This window comes from Streptomyces solitudinis, assembly GCF_036323765.1.
In the GTDB taxonomy this organism is placed as follows: Bacteria; Actinomycetota; Actinomycetes; order Streptomycetales; family Streptomycetaceae; genus Streptomyces.
Genome location: NZ_JAZDCW010000008.1, coordinates 193,906 through 211,973 on the forward strand (window position 1 = coordinate 193,906; position 18,068 = coordinate 211,973).

The 18,068-nt window shown below is 77.3% G+C and carries 13 protein-coding genes and 1 riboswitch; all 13 genes read right to left on the reverse strand.

Annotation, left to right across the window (positions count from 1 at the left end):
- Positions 1-318 precede the first annotated feature (318 nt).
- Genes cobC through V1J52_RS20870 form a run of 13 tightly spaced genes read right to left on the reverse strand, consistent with a single transcriptional unit; the run spans position 319 to position 17,738 of the window.
- The gene (cobC, locus tag V1J52_RS20810) at positions 319-1,440 is read right to left on the reverse strand and encodes an Rv2231c family histidinol phosphate aminotransferase CobC (RefSeq protein ID WP_330141435.1); all 1,122 of its coding nucleotides are present in this window, start codon (positions 1,438-1,440) and stop codon (positions 319-321) included.
- The gene (locus V1J52_RS20815) at positions 1,424-2,356 is read right to left on the reverse strand and encodes a sirohydrochlorin chelatase (RefSeq protein WP_330141436.1); all 933 of its coding nucleotides are present in this window, start codon (positions 2,354-2,356) and stop codon (positions 1,424-1,426) included. Before V1J52_RS20815 ends, cobC begins: the two co-directional genes overlap by 17 nt.
- Positions 2,353-2,952 carry a precorrin-8X methylmutase gene (locus tag V1J52_RS20820; protein ID WP_443075886.1) on the reverse strand — a complete coding sequence of 200 codons (600 nt, stop codon included), beginning with the start codon at positions 2,950-2,952 and terminating at the stop codon, positions 2,353-2,355. Before V1J52_RS20820 ends, V1J52_RS20815 begins: the two co-directional genes overlap by 4 nt.
- Entirely contained in the window at positions 2,949-4,694 is a 1,746-nt protein-coding gene (gene cobJ / locus V1J52_RS20825; RefSeq protein ID WP_330141437.1) for a precorrin-3B C(17)-methyltransferase, read from the reverse strand. Before cobJ ends, V1J52_RS20820 begins: the two co-directional genes overlap by 4 nt.
- Positions 4,691-5,986: a precorrin-6y C5,15-methyltransferase (decarboxylating) subunit CbiE gene (gene cbiE / locus V1J52_RS20830; RefSeq protein WP_330141438.1), complete on the reverse strand. Its 1,296-nt coding sequence runs from the start codon at positions 5,984-5,986 to the stop codon at positions 4,691-4,693. Before cbiE ends, cobJ begins: the two co-directional genes overlap by 4 nt.
- Entirely contained in the window at positions 5,979-6,809 is an 831-nt protein-coding gene (gene cobM / locus V1J52_RS20835; RefSeq protein ID WP_330141439.1) for a precorrin-4 C(11)-methyltransferase, read from the reverse strand. The genes cbiE and cobM overlap by 8 nt, the downstream gene beginning before the upstream one ends.
- Positions 6,806-7,540 (reverse strand): precorrin-2 C(20)-methyltransferase, encoded by a 735-nt coding sequence (gene cobI / locus V1J52_RS20840; protein WP_330141440.1) that lies wholly within the window; start codon positions 7,538-7,540, stop codon positions 6,806-6,808. The genes cobM and cobI overlap by 4 nt, the downstream gene beginning before the upstream one ends.
- Positions 7,537-8,883 carry a cobyrinic acid a,c-diamide synthase CobB gene (locus V1J52_RS20845; protein WP_330141441.1) on the reverse strand — a complete coding sequence of 449 codons (1,347 nt, stop codon included), beginning with the start codon at positions 8,881-8,883 and terminating at the stop codon, positions 7,537-7,539. The genes cobI and V1J52_RS20845 overlap by 4 nt, the downstream gene beginning before the upstream one ends.
- A 4-nt stretch (positions 8,884-8,887) precedes the next feature.
- Positions 8,888-9,484, reverse strand: coding sequence for a cob(I)yrinic acid a,c-diamide adenosyltransferase (gene cobO, locus V1J52_RS20850; RefSeq protein WP_330141443.1), 597 nt, complete (start codon positions 9,482-9,484; stop codon positions 8,888-8,890).
- A complete protein-coding gene (locus V1J52_RS20855; protein ID WP_330141444.1) occupies positions 9,484-11,598 on the reverse strand; it encodes a putative cobaltochelatase in 2,115 nt (704 codons plus the stop codon). Before V1J52_RS20855 ends, cobO begins: the two co-directional genes overlap by 1 nt.
- Positions 11,595-15,245 carry a cobaltochelatase subunit CobN gene (gene cobN / locus V1J52_RS20860; RefSeq protein ID WP_330141445.1) on the reverse strand — a complete coding sequence of 1,217 codons (3,651 nt, stop codon included), beginning with the start codon at positions 15,243-15,245 and terminating at the stop codon, positions 11,595-11,597. The genes V1J52_RS20855 and cobN overlap by 4 nt, the downstream gene beginning before the upstream one ends.
- Positions 15,242-16,765: a cobyric acid synthase gene (locus V1J52_RS20865; RefSeq protein ID WP_330141446.1), complete on the reverse strand. Its 1,524-nt coding sequence runs from the start codon at positions 16,763-16,765 to the stop codon at positions 15,242-15,244. The genes cobN and V1J52_RS20865 overlap by 4 nt, the downstream gene beginning before the upstream one ends.
- Positions 16,752-17,738, reverse strand: a complete 987-nt coding sequence (locus V1J52_RS20870) for a cobalamin biosynthesis protein (RefSeq protein ID WP_330141447.1) — start codon at positions 17,736-17,738, stop codon at positions 16,752-16,754. The genes V1J52_RS20865 and V1J52_RS20870 overlap by 14 nt, the downstream gene beginning before the upstream one ends.
- A gap of 122 nt (positions 17,739-17,860) precedes the next feature.
- A riboswitch (cobalamin riboswitch) is annotated at positions 17,861-17,986 on the reverse strand.
- Positions 17,987-18,068 lie beyond the last annotated feature (82 nt).

The following is an 18,068-nucleotide window of genomic DNA, read 5'->3' on the forward strand; positions in this document are numbered from 1 at the left end:
CGCGCGGGCGGGCGGGGCCCCTCCGGCGGTCCGAGCGGGAGCGCGGAGTGCTCCCGTGGGGGTGAACCGGCCGCGGAACGGCGGCGGGCGACGCGGGCGGCGTCAACGATGGCGGAGCCCCCGTCGCCGGTGCGGGTGTGGTCCCCCCGGCTCCCACCGGTGGTGTCCCACCGCGTGTGGGAGTTCCCTACCGTGAAGAAGACGGTCCTCGGCCCGTACGTCCGGCACCGCCGGAGCCGACCGGTCTCCCGGGCCCGGCGGCAGGTCCGGGCCGTCCCGGGCACGCAGAAACGGACCCGGGGCGGTCCGGCGGCGGGCTCAGCGGACTCCGGCCGTCCGCAGGGCGTCGGCGAAGCGGTCCGTCGTCGCCCGGTCCCGCACGGCCAGCCGGAGCCAGCGCGGGCCGAGCCCGGGGAAGGTGTCGCCGCGCCGGACGGCGAAGCCCAGCTCCCGCAGCCGCACCCGCAGCCCCGCGGCCCGTTCGTGGCCGACCAGCACGAAGGGCCCGGCGGGGCCGGGCGTCGCGGCGTCCAGCGAGCCGAAGGCGGCGAGCCGGGCCAGCAGGTGCTCCCGGTCGGCGGCGCCGGTGCGCGCCGCCGCGTCCGCCTCGGCCAGCGCCCGCGGGGTGCAGCACGCCTCGGCGGCGGCCAGCGCCGGGGAACTGACCGGCCACAGCGGCTGGTGCCGGGCCAGCGCGGCGACGGTCGCGGGGTCGGACAGGACGTACCCGACGCGCAGCCCGGCCAGCCCCCACGTCTTGGTGAGGCTGCGCAGGACGACGATCCGCCCGCCCGCCGCCGTCAGGCGCGGAGCGAGCGACTCCGGCTCGCCCGGCACGGCGTCCATGAACGCCTCGTCCACGACCAGCGTGCGGCCGGGCCTGGCCAGCGCGGCCAGCGTCGCCGCCGGGTGCAGGACGGACGTCGGGTTGGTGGGGTTGCCGACGACCACCAGGTCAGCCTGCTCGGGCACCTGCCCCGCGTCGAGCCGGAAGCCGTCCGCCGCGCGCAGCAGCACCCGGTGCACGGTGTGCCCGGCCTCACGCAGCGCCGCCTCCGGCTCGGTGAACTGCGGGTGCACCACGACCGGGCAGCGGCTGCGCACCGCCCGCGCGAGCAGGACGAACGCCTCCGCCGCCCCGGCCGTCAGGAGCACGTGGTCCTCCGGCAGGCCGTGGCGTGCGGCCACCGCCCGGCGCGCCGCGCGCCCGTCGGGGTAGGCGGCCAGGGTGTCGAGGGACGCGGCGACGTGCTCCTTCAGCCAGGCGGGCGGCGTACCGGCGCGCACGTTGACGGCGAGGTCCGTCAGGTGCGCGCCGGCGTCGCGCACCTCGGCGTCGCCGTGGTGGCGCAGGTCCGTCGCGCCGCCCCCGCCGGGCGGGCCGTCCGGGGCGGCGGCCGCGGGGCGGGACCCGGCGGACCGGTCAGTGAGCGTGGACATGGCCGCCGTGCTGGTGCGCGTGATGCCCGTGGCCGTGGCCGTGCTCGTCGTCGTCCGGGTGGTAGTGCGGCTGCTGCGGCGCGCCCACCTTGTCCTCGAAGCCGGGCAGCGCGATCCGGTAGACGCAGGAGTCGCAGTTCATCCGGATGTCCCCGTCCACCGCCTCCTGGTAGCGCTGCCAGACCAGCGCCGCCAGCTCGTCCGTCGGGCCGATGACGTCCGCGACGTGCAGCTCCGTGTCCGGGTGGGCACCGGCCCAGTCGAGCGCCTGGCGGGTGACGCGCTCGGGGAGGATGCCGGTGAACAGGAAGTACGGCAGCACGACGACGCGCCGGGCGCCCAGCGCGCGGCACCGGTCCAGCCCGGCGGCCACGTCGGGCGCGGCCAGCGACACGAAGGCCGTCTCCACGCCCGCGTAGCCCCGGCCCTCCCACAGCAGCCGGGCCGCCTTGTGCACCTCGGCGTTCGCGTCCGGGTCGGTGGAACCGCGCCCGACGAGGAGCACGGTGACGTCCGACCGCCCCTGCGGGGTGCGCTCGGCCCCGGGCAGCGCCTCGTCGATCCGCCGCTCCAGGACGGAGAGCAGCGAGGGGTGCGGGCCCAGCGGACGCCCGTAGGCGTAGGTGGTGCCCGGGTGCCGCTCCTTCTCCCGGGCCAGTGCCGCCGGGATGTCGCCCTTGGCGTGGCCGGCGGACACGAGCATGAGCGGGACGGCCGCGAAGCGCCGCACGCCCCGTTCGGCCAGGCCGGTGACGGCGTCGGCCAGCGGCGGCGGGGACAGCTCGATGAACCCGCCGGCGACCGGGGTCTGCGGACGGGTGTCGCCGAGCTTGCGGACGAAGGAGCGGAACGCCTCGGCTCCGGCCTCGTCCCGGGTGCCGTGTCCGACGAGCAGCAGGGCAGGCGGGGTGGTCACGCGGTCTCCTCGGTGGGGGTGTGAAGCGGGGTGTAGAGCAGGGCGTTGAGCGCGGCGGCGGCCACGGCGGAGCCGCCCTTCTCGGAGATGTTGCTGACGGCGGGCAGGCCGCTCGCGCGCAGCGCCGCCTTGGACTCGGCCGCGCCGACGAAGCCCACCGGCAGGCCCACGACCAGCGCGGGCCGCACGTCCAGGGCGATCAGCTCGAAGAGCGCGGTGGGCGCGCAGCCCACCACCCACACCGCGCCGGGCCCGACCTCGGCGTAGGCGAGGCGGACCGCGTGCGCGGAGCGGGTCAGCCCGCCCGAGGCGGTGGCGTCGGCCAGGCGGCAGACCGTCTGGCGGCGGGTGATCCCGGCCGCGACCATCTCCACGTCGGTGACGACGGGCGCGTCCCGTTCGTGCAGCGCCGTGTGCGCCGCGCGCAGGGCGGCCTCGTCGGTGACGAGGTCGGTGGCGTACTCCAGGTCCGCGCTGGAGTGGATCACCCGCTCCACCACGGCCCGGGTCAGCGGCGGGAAGGGGGAGGTGTCCAGGCGGGCGCGCAGGATGCGGTAGGACTCCTGCTCGATGGGGTGCACGGTGCGGATCGTCACGCGCCCGCCTCCTGCCAGCGGTAGCCGCGCGGGGTGACCATGCGTCCGGCGACGGCGCGGGTGGCGGTGTTGCCGACGGTCACCACGGTCATCATGTCCACGGACGCCGGGTCGAGGGCCTCCAGGGTGGTGAGGGTGACCCGCTCGCCGGGCCGTGAGGCGTTGCGTACGACGCCGACCGGGGTGCCGGGAGCCCGGTGCTCCGCGAGGAGGCCCAGCGCCTTGGGCAGCTGCCAGTCCCGGCCCCGGGAGCGCGGGTTGTAGAACGTGACGACGAGGTCCGCCTCGGCGCAGGCCCGCACCCGGCGCTCGATCACCTCCCAGGGGGTGTGCAGGTCGGAGAGGCTGACCGAGACGTGGTCGTGCCCCAGCGGGGCGCCCAGCAGCGCGGCGGCGGCCAGCGCGGCGGTCACGCCGGGCACACCGACGACGTCGATGTCGGCGGACGCCTCCGCGAGCGCGGGCGAGGCCATCGCGTAGACGCCCGCGTCGCCGCTGCCGATCAGCGCCACGGCCCGCCCCTCGCGGGCCTCGGCCACCGCGGTGCGGGCCCGCTCCTCCTCCGCGCCGAGCCCGGAGGCCAGGACGCGGGTGCCCGGGCGCAGCAGGTCGCGGATCTGCTCCACGTACTGGTCCAGGCCGACGACGACGGAGGCCCGGCGCAGCTCGTCGCGCGCCCGCGGCGTCAGCAGGTCGCGGGCGCCGGGGCCCAGGCCCACCACGGCGAGCCGGCCGCGCGGGCGGCTGCGGGCGACGGCGCAGGTGGCCATGGCCGACTTCTGCTTCTGCACCACCAGCCGCGCGCCGTCCCCCGCGCCGTGCAGCGCCGCCGCCTCGGCCACGCTTGGGGTGCCCACGGCCGCCTGGGGCGCCGCCGACGGGTTGGGTACCGGCACGGCGGCCAGCACCGGCGCCGGGTGGGTGCGCAGGGGGACGCCGAGCCGTTCGGCCGCGGCCAGCAGGCCCGCCTCGCCGGCCTTGGCGTCCACCGTGGCCAGCGCCGCGACCGAGCGCGGGGAGAGTCCGGCCGCCGCCAGGGAGCGGCCGACGAGGTCCAGCACCTCCTGCGCGGACACCCCGCGGCTGGCGCCGACACCGACGGTGAGCGTCGGCGGGCGCAGCACGGCCTGCCGGGGGCCCGGCGCCACGGTCTCGTCGCTGACGAGCAGCGCCACTTCGCTTCCGGCGCTTCCGGCGTCCCCAAGGCTCTCGGCGTCCCCGCCGCCCCCGTCGGCGGTGGCGGTCACGTTGGGCGGCAGCGCCGGAAGGGGATGGACGGCGGGGGAGACCAGGCGGACGGGTTCACCGTCCAGCAGGGCCCGGGAGACGGCGGCGACGGCGCCCTCCACGGGCCAGCCGAGCGTGTCCAGGCCGGGCACGGACACGGCGTCGGTGGCGGTCGTGATGACCGGACGGCAGCCCGGCAGCGCGTCGGCCACCGCGTGCGCCAGCTCGTTCGCGCCGCCCGCGTGGCCGCCGAGCAGGCTCACCGCGTGCCGCTGCGCCTCGTCCACGCAGACGACGCCCGGATCGGCCGCCTTGCCGGTGAGGAGCGGGGCCACGATGCGGACGGTGGCGCCGGTGGCGAGGAAGCACACCAGCCGGTCGCACTCGGCGAACGCGCGCCGCACGGCGTCGGCGACGGTCGGCCCCTCGAAGACGCGGGCGCGGTCCGGCCAGGCGGCGGCCAGCCGGTCCCGGGCGGCGGCGCCCGCCGCGGTGGCGGAGATCAGGCCGATCACGGGGAGACTCCTTGCGTACGGGTCCTGCTGCCCCACAGGACGAAGACGGGGTTGACGGCGGCGAGCCGGGTGACGTCGCCGGGGAGCGGCGCGAGCCGGGCGGACTGGAGCTGGACGCCCTCGGGGGCGAGCCCCGCCCCGGCCAGGGCCGCCCGGACGGCGGGCACCCGGTCCAGCGCCGCGAGGGTGACGACGACGGTGCGCCGGGCCCGTGCCGCGCAGGCGCCGACGACGGCGGGCAGGTCCCGCCCGCCCCCGCCGACGAACACCGCGTCCGGATCGGGCAGGCCCGCGAGCGCCTGTGGGGCGGCGCCGTGCACGGTCTGCACGTCGACGCCGTGGGCGGCGGCGTTCGCCCGGCAGCGCTCCGCGCCGTCCGCGTCGCGCTCGACGGCGACGGCTGCCGCGCCCAGCCGGGCGCACTCCACGGCCACCGAGCCGGACCCGGCGCCCACGTCCCACACGAGGTCGCCGGGGCGCGGCCCGAGCCGGGCCAGCGCCAGCGCCCGCACCTCGTACTTGGTGATCATCGAGTCGCGGTGCGCGAAGGCGGACTCCGGCAGGGCCCAGCCCGCGTCCGCCTCCGTGCGCCACGGTCCGGCCAGGGTGCGCTGGACGTCCGCCACGCGGCGCTCGGGCGCCAGGCTCAGTACGACGCTGACGGGCTCGGGCCAGGCGCGGGCGGCGGCCTCGGCGGGCGCCAGCCACCGCACCGACTCGCGCGGCGTGCCGAGGGCCTGCGCCACCACGAGCGTGCGCGGGACACCGGCGCCGGCCAGGGCGGCGCCCAGCTCGGCCGGGCCTGCGCCGGGGCCGGTCAGCACGGCGGTCTTCGGGTGCGCGCGGCACACGTTCACCGCCCGGCGCAGGTCCCGTCCGTGGGCGCTCACCACGGCCGCGTCGTCCCACGGCAGTCCGGCGCGGGCGAACGCCGCCGCGACGGACGGCACCGAGGGACGCACGTCCAGCCGCCCGGGGCCCAGCCGCTCGGCGAGCGCCCGGACGATGCCGAAGAAGCCCGGGTCCCCGGAGGCGAGCACCACGACGCGCGGCGCGCCGGGCGCCGCCAGCTCCGCCTCGACGGCGTCCAGCGCCGGGGCGAGCGGGCCCAGCGTGATCCGGCGCGCGCCGGGCGGCAGCCCGGCCGCCTCCAGGTGGCGGCGGGCGCCGACGACGAGGGTCGCGTCCCCGCCGACGGCCGGGGCGTCCCCGGCCGCCGTCCCGGTGCCCAGCACGGTGACAACGCGCCCCGGCGCGTCCGGCCGGGGCCCGGCCGGCCCCGGCTCACCCACGGCCGTCCCCGGGCCGGGTCCTGAGCGCCCGCAGCGCCCGGCGCGCCTCGGGATCGGCGCGCCGGAAGCCGTGGAAGTGGCCCGGGTGGTACAGGTGCGAGCGGGTGCCGGACGCCGCGAGCGCCGGGCCCACCAGGAACAGCGTGTGCTTCCACAGCCGGTGCTCCTTGACGGTGTCCGCCAGGGTGCCCACCGTGCAGTGCAGCAGCAGCTCCTCCGGCCACGTCGCCTGGTAGGCGATCACCACCGGGGTGTCCTCGGTGTAGCCGCCCTCCAGCAGTTCGGCGGCGAGCTGCCCGGACCGGGCGGCCGACAGGAACAGCGCCATGGTGGTGCCGTGCCGGGCGAACTCCCGCACCTCCTCGCCCGGCGGCATCGGCGTCTTGCCGCCGCCGAGCCGGGTGAGGATCACCGACTGCGCCACCTCGGGGATCGTCAGTTCCCGCTGGGCGAGCGCGGCCACCGCCGAGAACGCCGAGACGCCGGGGACGATCTCCACCTCGATGCCCAGCTCGTGGCAGCGGTCCACCTGCTCCTGCGTGCCGCCCCACAGTGCCGGGTCGCCGGAGTGCACGCGGGCGACCCGCAGCCCGTCGCGCTGCGCCCGCGCGTAGACGGCGAGCACGTCCTCCAGCGAGAGGGCCGCCGAGTCCAGGATCTCCGCGCCGGGCGCGGCGTGCTCCAGCACGGCCTCCTGCACGAGGCTGGCCGCCCAGACGACGACGTCGGCCTCGGCGATCGCCCGCGCCGCACGGAAGGTGAGCAGGTCGGCGGCGCCCGGCCCCGCTCCCACGATGGTGACGTGACCGTGCTTGCCGCTCACAGCTTCCCTCCGCGGGCCGCGCGCCGCGCGGGCGCGATCAGCGTCGACAGGTACGGCAGGGGAGCGCCGTCCAGCGCGGCGGCCGGGTGGATCGCCTCGTCCGGCAGCCCGAGCGCCGAGCCCCACACCGCGTCCGCCTCGCGTCCGGTCTCGCGCAGCGCCCCGGCCACCTCGGCGGCCCGGCGCCCGAACTTGTAGGCGACGACGGTGCCCGGCCCCTCCAGCGCGTCCCTGAGCACCGCGGCACCGGCCGTGACCGGCACCAGGGTCAGCGGCTCGGTGCCCTCGGTGAGCACCGCGCCGCTGCGCGCGGCGAGGTCCTGCATGGCGGTGATGCCCGGCACGGTCTCGCAGACGGTGCCCGGCAGCAGCTCCCGGACGGTCTGGGCGAGGTAGCCGAACGTGGAGTACACGTTGGGGTCGCCGATCGTCGCGAAGGCCACCGTGCCGTGCTCCCGCAGCAGCGCGGTCACGCGCCGCCCGGCGGCGTCCCACGCGGCCTCGCGGCGCCGGCGGTCCTCCCGCTCGTTGAGCGCGAACACGATCCGCTCGATCCGCCCGGCGCCGACGTACGCCAGCACCGTGGCCTCGGCCCGGCCGCGTTCGCCGGTGTCCATCACCGGCACCACGACGACGTCCGCCGACCGCAGGGCGTTCACCCCCTTCACGGTCACCAGTTCCGGATCGCCGGGGCCGACCCCGACCCCGATCAGGCGCGGTTGCGCGCTCATGCGGCACACCTCTCGACGAAGCGCCGGGCCACGGACGGCTCGGCGGCCCAGTGCACATGCAGGTAGGAGGCATGCACGTGGTCCGTTGTGAATCCCTCGGTGCGGCGCACCGGGCGGGTGAGCCCCCAGGCGGGCGCCGCCCCGGCGCCCGGCGTGAGGGCGGTGCGGTGGAACTCGTGGCCGCGTACGCGCGTCCCGGCGGCGGCCAGCACGCTGTCGCCCACCGCGACGGCGTCCCGGTAGCCGAGCGTCAGCCGTTCCGTCATCCGCGCGGCGGCGTCCAGCACGCCGCACATGGGCGCCCCGTCCAGTTCCCGCGCGAGGTACAGCAGTCCGGCGCACTCGGCGGCGACGGGCCCGGTGAACGCGGCGACGGCCGCGCGCAGCGGCGCGTTCGCGGACAGCTCGGGGGCGTACACCTCGGGGAAGCCGCCGCCGACGACGAGCCCGGCGGTGCCGTCGGGCAGCCGCTCGTCCCGCAGCGGGTCGAAGGTGACGACCTCCGCGCCGGCCGCCGTCAGCAGTTCGGCGTGTTCGGCGTAGGCGAAGGTGAAGGCGGGGCCGCCGGCCACCGCGACCACCGGGCGCGGCCCGGCGGGGGCGGGCGCGGGCGCCTCGGGCGGCTCCCACGGCCGCCCGGGCAGCGGCGGAGCGCTGCGGGCGACGGCGAGCACGGCGTCCAGGTCCACCCCGGCCCGCACCCGGTCGGCCAGGGCCGCGACCGCCGCCACGGCCTCCGGCCGCCGCTCGGCGGCCGGCACCAGTCCCAGGTGCCGGGACGGCGCCGCCACCGCCTCGGCGCGGTGCAGGGCGCCCAGCACCGGCACTCCGCAGTGGTCCAGGGCCTCCCGCAGCAGCTCCTCGTGGCGCGCGGAGCCGACCTTGTTGAGGATCACGCCCGCGAGCCGCACGCCCGGGTCGAAGGAGGCGAAGCCGTGCACGAGGGCCGCGACCGAGCGGGACTGGGCGGAGGCGTCCACGACGAGGACGACCGGTGCCCGCAGCAGGGCCGCGACCTGCGCGGTGGAGCCCAGGTCACCGAGCCCGGCGGCGCCGTCGAACAGCCCCATCACGCCCTCCACGACGGCTAGGTCCGCCCCCCGAGCGCCGTGCAGGAACAGCGGCGCGACCCGTTCGGGGCCGCACAGGTAGGCGTCCAGGTTCCGGCCGGGGCGGCCGGTGGCGAGCCGGTGGTAGCCGGGGTCGATGTAGTCCGGCCCGACCTTGTGCCCGGACACGCCGAGCCCGGCCGCCGCGAAGGCGGCCATCAGGCCGGTGGCGACGGTGGTCTTGCCGCTGCCGGAGGCGGGCGCCGCGACCACCAGCCGGGGTACGTCCGTCATGCCCTCACCACTCGATGCCCCGCTGGCCCTTCTGGCCCGCGTCCATGGGGTGCTTGACCTTCCCCATCTCCGTCACCAGGTCCGCCGCGTCCAGCAGCGCCTGGGGGGCGTTGCGCCCGGTCACCACGACGTGCTGGGTACCGGGGCGGGCGCGCAGCACCTCCACGACCTCGGCGGTGTCCACCCAGCCCCAGTGCAGCGGGTAGGCGAACTCGTCCAGCACGTACAGCCGGTAGGTCTCGGCGGCCAGGTCCCGCCTGACCTGCTCCCAGCCCTCGCGGGCGGCCTCCTCGCTGGTGGCGATGTCGCGCTGCACCCACGACCAGCCCTCGCCCATCTTGTGCCAGGCGACGCTGCCGCCCTCGCCGGAGTCGCCCAGCACCCGCAGGGCCCGCTCCTCGCCGACCTTCCACTTGGCCGACTTGACGAACTGGAACACCCCGATCGGCCAGCCCTGGTTCCAGGCCCGCAGCGCCAGCCCGAAGGCGGCCGTCGACTTGCCCTTGCCGGTGCCGGTGTGCACCGCGACCAGCGGCCGGTTGCGCCGCTGCCGGGTCGTCAGCCCGTCGTCCGGCACGCTACTCGGCTTCCCCTGCGGCATTACGCGGCCCTCCGTACGTCCTTGACCAGCGCGGACACCGCGTCCGCGCGCAGTTCGCCGAGCGTCACCGCCGGGCCGCCCAGCTCGGCGGCCAGCGTGCCCGCCAGACCGAGCCGCACCGGCCCGGATTCGCAGTCCACGACGACCGACGCCGTGCCCTCGTCCGCGAGCAGCCGGGCCGCGCGCCCGGCCCGGGCCACCGGCTCCGGGCCGCCGGTGGCCCGTCCGTCGGTGACGGCGACGAGCAGCGGCCGCCGGGAGGGGTCCCGCAGCCGTTCCACCCGCAGCACCTCGCGGGCCTTCAGCAGTCCGGCCGCCAGCGGGGTGCGCCCGCCGGTCGGCAGCGCTTCCAGACGCGCCGCCGCCGCGTCCACCGAGGAGGTGGGCGGCAGCACGACCTCGGCGTCCGCGCCCCGGAAGGTGACCAGGCCCACCTTGTCCCGCCGCTGGTAGGCGTCCAGCAGCAGCGACAGCACCGCGCCCTTGACGGCGCTCATCCGCTGCCGCGCCGCCATGGACCCGGAGGCGTCCACGACGAACAGGACGAGGTTGGACTCCCGGCCCTCGCGCACCGCCTCGCGCAGGTCGTCCCGGCGCACGACCAGGCCGGGCCCCCGGCGGCCCCGCGCCCGCTGGTGCGGGGCCGCGGCCTGCACGGTGGCGGTCAGGTGCAGCCTGTGCAGGGCGCCCTGCGGACGGCGGGCGCCGGTGGTGCGGCCGGTCGCGGTGCGCCCCCGTGACCGGCGGCCCGCCGCGCCCTCCCCGACGCCGGGCACGGACAGCGTGCGGGCGTGGAACGGCTCGCCCGCGGGTGCGGCGGCCCGCTCCCCGGCGGCCCCGCTCCCCGGCTGGCGCTCCTCGTCCCGCGCGCCGTCCTCGTCCCGCTCCCGGCGGTCCTCGCCGCCGGGCCGCCGCGGCTGCGGGACGGGCTCCGCCCCGGCGGGCGCCTCCCCGCCGGACCCGGTGGCCTGCTCTCCCCCGCCGCCGCGCGGCGGCTCTCCGCCGGGCCCGCCGTCCGGCCCGCCGCCCGGACCGTCACCGTCCGGCCCGCCGTCCGGACCGTCGCCGTCGCCGTCCGGACCGTCGCCGTCCGGACCGTCGCCGTCCGCGTGCTGCTCCAGCGTCTCGTCGAGCTTGTCCTCGTCCAGGCCCGGCGCGTCGAACGGGTTGCGGCGCCTGCGGTGGGGGAGGGCCAGCAGCGCGGCCTGCCGCACGTCCTCGGCCAGCACCCCGGTGCGGCCCGCCCAGGCGGCCAGGGCCGAGGCGGTGCGCGCCATGACGATGTCCGCGCGCATCCCGTCCACCTCGAAGGCCGCGCAGGTGGCGGCGATCTGCCGCAGTGCGGCGTCCCCGAGCCGCACCTTCGGCAGCAGGGCGCGGGCGGCGGCGATCCGCTGCCTCAGCGCGCTCTCCTCGGCGGCCCACCGGGCGGCGAAGGCGGCCGGTCCGGCGTCGTAGGCCAGCCGCCGCCGCACCACCTCCACCCGTTCCTCGGTCTCCCGGGAGGCGGCCACCTCGACCGTCAGCCCGAACCGGTCCAGGAGCTGCGGCCGCAGCTCGCCCTCCTCCGGGTTCATCGTGCCGACGAGCAGGAACCGGGCGGCGTGCCGCACCGACACGCCCTCCCGCTCGACGTAGGACGCGCCCATGGCGGCGGCGTCCAGCAGCGAGTCGATCAGGTGGTCGTGCAGGAGGTTGACCTCGTCCACGTACAGCACGCCGCGGTGCGCGTCCGCGAGCAGGCCGGGCTGGTACGCCTTCACGCCGTCCGCGAGCGCCCGCTCGATGTCCAGCGCGCCCACCAGCCGGTCCTCGGAGGCGCCCACCGGCAGTTCCACCATGCGGGCCGGACGCGCCCGGCCCGTCCCGCGCTCGTGCGGCCCGTCCGGGCAGCCGGGGTCGGGGTCGGCCGGGTCGCAGGAGAACCGGCACCCGGGGACGACGTCCACCTCGGGCAGCAGCGCGGCCAGCGCCCGCACCGCGGTGGACTTGGCGGTGCCCTTCTCGCCCCGCACGAGGACGCCGCCGATGGCGGGCGAGACGGCGTTGAGCAGCAGCCCGAGACGCAGGTCGGCCATGCCCACGATCGCCGTGAACGGATACGGGATGCTCATGCGTCGTCCTCCAGGTCGCCTTCGAGTTCCAGGTAGGTCTGGCGCAGCCGGTCCAGCGTCCCGGCGTCCGGTTCCGCCCACAGGCCGCGCTCGGCGGCCTCCAGGAGGCGTTCGGTGATCCCGCGCAGCGCCCACGGGTTCGACCGCCGCATGAACTCCTGGTTCTCGGCGTCGAAGACGTACTCGGACGCCAGCTTCTCGTACATCCAGTCGTCCACCACCCCGGCCGTCGCGTCGTAGCCGAAGAGGTAGTCCACGGTGGCGGCCATCTCGAAGGCGCCCTTGTAACCGTGCCGCCGCATGGCCGCCATCCAGCGCGGGTTGACGACGCGGGCCCGGAAGACGCGGTGGGTCTCCTCGCCCAGGGTGCGGGTCCTGACCTGCTCGGGCACCGCGCTGTCCCCGACGTACGCCTCGGGGGAGGAGCCCGTCAGGTGGCGCACCATCGCCACCATGCCGCCGTGGTACTGGAAGTAGTCGTCCGCGTCCGCGATGTCGTGCTCACGGGTGTCCACGTTCTTCGCCGCCACCTGGATGCGGCGGAAGGCCGTCTCCATGTCCCCGCGCGCCGCCCGGCCGTCCAGGCCGCGCCCGTACGCGTAGCCGCCCCACACGGCGTACACCTCGGCGAGGTCGGCGTCGGAGCGCCAGTTGCGGGCGTCGATGAGCGGCAGCAGGCCCGCCCCGTACGCCCCCGGCTTGGAGCCGAAGACGCGCGCGGTGGCCCGGCGCCGGTCGCCGTGCCGGGCGGTGTCCTCGTCCGCGTGGGCGCGGACGTAGTTGGCGTCGGCGGGCTCGTCCAGTTCGGCCACCGCCCGCACGGCGTCGTCGATGAGCCCCACCACGTGCGGGAACGCGTCGCGGAAGAAGCCCGAGATGCGGACGGTGACGTCGATGCGCGGGCGGCCCAGTTCGGCCCGCGGCACCACCTCGAAGCCGGTGACGCGCCGGGAGGCGTCGTCCCACACCGGGCGGCAGCCCAGCAGCGCCAGGATCTCCGCGATGTCGTCGCCCTGGGTGCGCATGCACGAGGTGCCCCACACCGTGAGCCCCACCGACTTCGGGTAGGCCCCGTTGTCGGCGAGGTGGCGGGCCAGCAGCGAGTCGGCCAGCGCGCTGCCCACCTCCCAGGACAGCTTCGAGGGGATGGCCTTGGGGTCCACGGAGTAGAAGTTCCGCCCCGTCGGCAGCACGTTGACCAGGCCGCGGGTGGGCGAGCCGGACGGACCGGCCGGGACGTAGCCGCCGTCCAGCGCGTGCAGGACGTTGCCGATCTCGTCCGTCGTGCGGGCCAGCCGCGGCGCGACCTCCTCGGCCGCGAACTCCAGCACCCGTACCGCGTCCGGCACTTCGGCGCCCAGCACCTCCCGCACGGTGACCGCGGCCGCCTCCCGGGCCCAGCCGGCGGCCTCCATGGTCTCCGCCAGCCGCCGCGCCAGCCGCTCCAGCAGGTCGACGGCGTCCGACGCGGTACGGGCCGGGCCCTCGGCGAGCGCCGTCAGGGAGTCCGGCACCGCGAGCCGGGCACCCGGCTCGGCCAGCAGTTCCTGCTCCACGAGGCCGAAGTGCGCGGCCAGCGCCGCCCGCAGCCCCGGCAGCGCGCCGCCCACGCCGCCCCAGACCTGTGCCGAACGCAGCACGGCCAGCGCCAGGTTGACCCGCGGCTCGCCCTCGGGCGCACCGCCCAGTACGTGCAGCCCGTCGCGGATCTGCACGTCCTTGATCTCGCACAGCCAGCCGTCGATGTGCATGACGAACTCGTCGAACGCGTCCTCGTCCGGCTGCTCCTCCACGTGCAGGTCGTGGTGGAGTTCGGCGGCGCGCACCAGCGTCCAGATCTGGCTGCGCACCGCCGGGGCCTTGGCCGGGTCCAGGTCGCTCACGAGCGCGTACTCGTCCAGCAGCTGCTCCAGCTTGGCCAGGTCGCCGTAGGAGTCGGCGCGGGCCATCGGCGGCACCAGGTGGTCCACGACGGTGGCGTGGCCGCGCCGCTTGGCCTGGGTGCCCTCGCCGGGGTCGTTGACGATGAACGGGTACACCAGCGGCAGGTCGCCGAGGACGGCGTCGGGGGCGCAGCCGCCCGACAGCCCCAGGCCCTTGCCCGGCAGCCACTCCATCGTGCCGTGCTTGCCCATGTGCACGACGGCGTCCGCGCCCCAGCTCCGCTCCAGCCAGCGGTAGGCCGCCAGGTAGTGGTGCGAGGGCGGCATGTCCGGGTCGTGGTAGATGGCGATCGGGTTCTCGCCGAAGCCGCGCGGGGGCTGGATCATCACGACGACGTTCCCGAACTCCAGGGAGGCCAGCACGATGTCGTCGCCGTCCACGTAGAGCGAGCCCGGCGGCTCCCCCCAGTGCTCCAGCATGTCCGCGCGCAGCGCCGGGTCGAGGGTGGCGAACCACTCCCGGTAGTCGGCCAGCGGCACCCGCGCCGGGGCGGCGGCGAGCTGGTCCTCCGTCAGCCACTCCACGTCGTGTCCGCCCGCCTGGATGAGCCGGTGGATCAGCTCGTCGCCGTTGCCGGGGTAGTCCGTCACGCCGTACCCGGCCTCCCGCAGGGCGTCCAGCAGCCGCACGGCGGAGGCTGGGGTGTCCAGACCGACCGCGTTGCCGACCCGCGAGTGCTTCGTCGGGTAGGCGGTGAAGACGAGCGCGAGCCTCTTGTGCGCGTTCGGCTTGTGCCGCAGCGCCGCGTGCCGCACGGCGATGCCCGCCACCCGGCGGGCGCGCCCGGGGTCGGCCGCGTACAGCGGGATGCCGTCGGGGCCGTCCTCCTTGAAGGAGAACGGCACGGTGACGATGCGCCCGTCGAACTCGGGGATCGCCACCTGCATCGCGGCGTCCATGGGGGTGAGGGCCGCGTCGGACTCCTCCCACGCCGTGCGGGACGTCGTCAGGCACAGGCCCTGGAGCACCGGTACGTCCAGTTCGGCCAGCGCCCCGATGTCCCACGCCTCGTCGTCGCCGCCGGCGCTCGCGTCCGACGCCCGGCTCCCGCCGGCCGCGAGCACGGTGGTGACCAGCGCGTCCACACCGCCCAGCAGCGCGTAGAGGCCCGGATCGGCGTCCCGCAGCGAACCGCAGTACACCGGCAGCGCGTTGGCTCCCTGCTCCTCGACGGCGTCGCACAGGGTGTCCACGAAGGCGGTGTTGCCGGCGAGTTCGTGCGCCCGGTAGAAGAGCACGCCCACCGTGGGCCGCGCCGGGTCGCGGGGGCGGTCGCCGCGCACCCCGTAGGCGGGCATCGGCCGCGGTTCCGCGAAGCCCTCGCCGGTCAGCAGCACGGTGTCGGACAGGAAGCGGGCCAGTTCGGCCAGGTTCTCCGGGCCGCCCTCGACGAGGTAGCGCAGCGCCTCGGCCACCACCCCGGCCGGGACGCTGGACTCGGCCATCAGCTCGGCGTCCGGCACGGACTCCCCGCCGAGCAGCACGGTGGGCAGCCCGGACGCCCGCAGGGCGGCCAGCCCGTCCTCCCAGGCGCGCTTCCCGCCGAGCAGCCGGACGACGACCAGGTCGGTGCCGGCCAGCAGCCCCGGCAGCTCCTCGGCGACGTCCACGCGGGTGGGGTTGGCGATGCGGTAGGCGGCGCCCGAGGCGCGGGCGGCCAGCAGGTCCGTGTCGGCGGTGGACAGCAGGGTGACGGTGCTCATGAGGGTGCTCCCGGCGGTACGAACGGCAGGCCCGCGGGCGCGCCGTCCTCGATGAGCCGCAGCAGGGCCGCGGTGTCGGCGTGTTCTTCGATCAGGTCGCCCAGCCGGTCGAGCTGCTCCTCCCGCAGGGCGGCGAACGCGGTGTCCGGCGCGGGGACGAAGGCGCGCCCGGTGTCGGCGGCCACCCGGCGCAGGAAGGCGCGCCGGAAGGCGTCGCTCTCCAGCGAGCCGTGCCAGTGCGTGCCCCACACCGATCCGGCCCGGCAGCCGTCCAGGAACGGCTCGCCACCGAGCACGTCGGCGACGCCGTGGTGGATCTCGTACCCCTCGACGGCTTCGCCCAGCGCCGTCCCCGTCGGCCGGGCGAGGGTCTTCTCGCGGTGGAAGCGCACCCGCACCGGCAGCAGCCCGAGCCCCTCCACCACCCCGGCGCGGGACTCGACGTCGTCCTCGACGCGCTGCCCGAGGAGCTGGTAGCCGCCGCAGATCCCCAGCACCGGGCGGCCCTGCGCGGCGCGGCGGGCCAGCGCCGCCGCCAGCCCCCGGTCGCGCAGCCAGCGCAGCGCGCCCACGGTGCCCCGCGTGCCGGGCACCACCACGAGGTCGGCGTCGGCCAGCTCCTCGGGGCGGTCGCAGAACCGCACGACCACGCCCGGCTCGGCGGCCAGCGCGTCGACGTCGGTGAAGTTCGACATGAGCGGCACCGGCAGCACCGCGACGCGCAGCACGTCCCGGCCGTGCGGCGGCGCGGTCGCCGATTCGCGCACGGTGCCGCGCAGCGAGACGCGCAGCCCGTCCTCCTCGTCGATGCCCAGGCCGTGCCGGAACGGCAGCACCCCGAGGGTCGGCCGCCCGGTGAGCCGGTGCAGCATGTCCAGCCCCGGCTCCAGCAGCGAGACGTCACCGCGGAACTTGTTGACGAGGTACCCGGCGACCAGCGCCTGGTCCTCGGCGGACAGCAGCGCCGTCGTCCCGAAGAAGGACGCGAACACCCCGCCGCGGTCGATGTCGCCCACGACGACGACCGGCAGCCGGGCGGCGCGGGCCAGCGCCATGTTGACGATGTCGGTGCGGCGCAGGTTGATCTCGGCCGGACTGCCCGCGCCCTCGCAGATCACCGCGTCGTGCGTGCGGCGCAGCTCGGCCAGGCACTCCGTCACCGTGCCCAGCAGCCGCTGCGCGCGCCCGCCGTGGTAGCCGCGCGCGCTCAGCTCCCCGACGGCCCGGCCCAGCAGCACGACCTGGCTGGTGCGGTCGCCGCCCGGCTTGAGCAGCACCGGGTTCATCAGCGCGCTCGGCTCGGTGCGGGCGGCGGCGGCCTGCATGGCCTGCGCCCGCCCGATCTCCGCGCCGTCCCGGGTGACGAAGGAGTTGAGCGACATGTTCTGCGCCTTGAAGGGCGCCACCTTCAGCCCCTGGCGGGCCAGCCAGCGGCAGATGCCCGCCGTGACGACGCTCTTGCCCGCGTCGGACGTCGTGCCCGCCACCAGCAGGGCGCCGCCCGGTTCAGAGCCGGCCATGACGCCGCCCTCCGTGCCCGCCCGCGGCCCGTCCGGCAGCCGCCCGTCCGGCAGCCTGCCCGGCCGCCCGTCCGGTCAGCGCGACCGCCAGGGCCAGGGCGCCCACGCGGCGCGAGAGCCGCACCGCCCGCTCGATGTCGGCGACCGCCACGGCGCGCCCGGCGGCGTTCAGGACGGGACGGTGCTCGACGCGCCCGCCGTAGGAGAGCGTGCCGCCGAGCCGCACGCCCAGCGCTCCGGCGAACGCGGCCTCCACGGGCCCGGCGTTGGGCGAGGGGTGCCGCTGCGCGTCCGCGCGCCAGGCCCGCACGGCACCGGCCCGGTCCGGCCCGAGCACCGCGGCCAGGGCGGCGGTGAGCCGGGAGCCGGGCCACCCGGCGGCGTCGTCCAGGCGCGCCGCCGCCCAGCCGAAGCGCAGGTAGCGCGGCGAGCGGTGCCCCACCATGGCGTCCAGCGTGTTCACCGCGCGGAACGCCGCCATCCCCGGCACCCCGGCGAGCGCGCCCCACACCAGGGCGCCGACCACCGCGTCGGAGGTGTTCTCGGCGACGGACTCCACGACCGCGCGGGCGATGCCGTCCGCGTCGAGCGCCTGCGGATCGCGGCCGCACAGGTGCGGCAGCCGGGCGCGGGCGGCCCCGACGTTCCCGGCCGTCAGCGCGTCAGCGACGGCGCGGGCCTCCCGCGCCAGGGACGTGCCGCCCAGCACGGCCCAGGTGACGGCGGCGGTGAGGGCGGTGTCCGCGGCCCGCCGCCGGCCCGCGGCGCGGGCCAGCGCGGCGGTGGCGGCGGCGACGCCGCCCGCGCACAGCACCGTGTGCGCGGCCCCGGCCGCCCGGTGGTCGCGCCACAGGCGGCGCTCGGCCGCCGCGGCGGCCCGTCCGAACGCGGCGACGGGGTGGGCACGGCGCGGGTCACCGGCGAGCGCGTCGCAGAGGTGGCCCAGCACGGCGCCGGAAGGGGAGAAACCCATGGCGCCGTCAGCCCGCGCTCACTCCCGGAGGGGTCGCTGGGTCTGGGGGCAGGGGAATGCCGGGCATGGCGGTGTGTCCTCACTCAGGGTCCTCGCCCTGGCTCGACGTGACCGGCGGTGAGAGTCTCCTGGCTCCCGGATCTACAGCTCCCCCGGCCTTCCAGCCCTGCTCGCGGGCCGTGACGCTCGGTGGGGGAGTGCTCCCCGGTGACAGTGGCGGGACCGCGCCGGATTCGCACCGGCTTCCTCTCCTGCCGCCGTGTGGCAACGGGCCGAAGTCCACCACGGCCGCGCAGAGCCGTCAACTCCGCCCTGACCTGCGGTGACGGA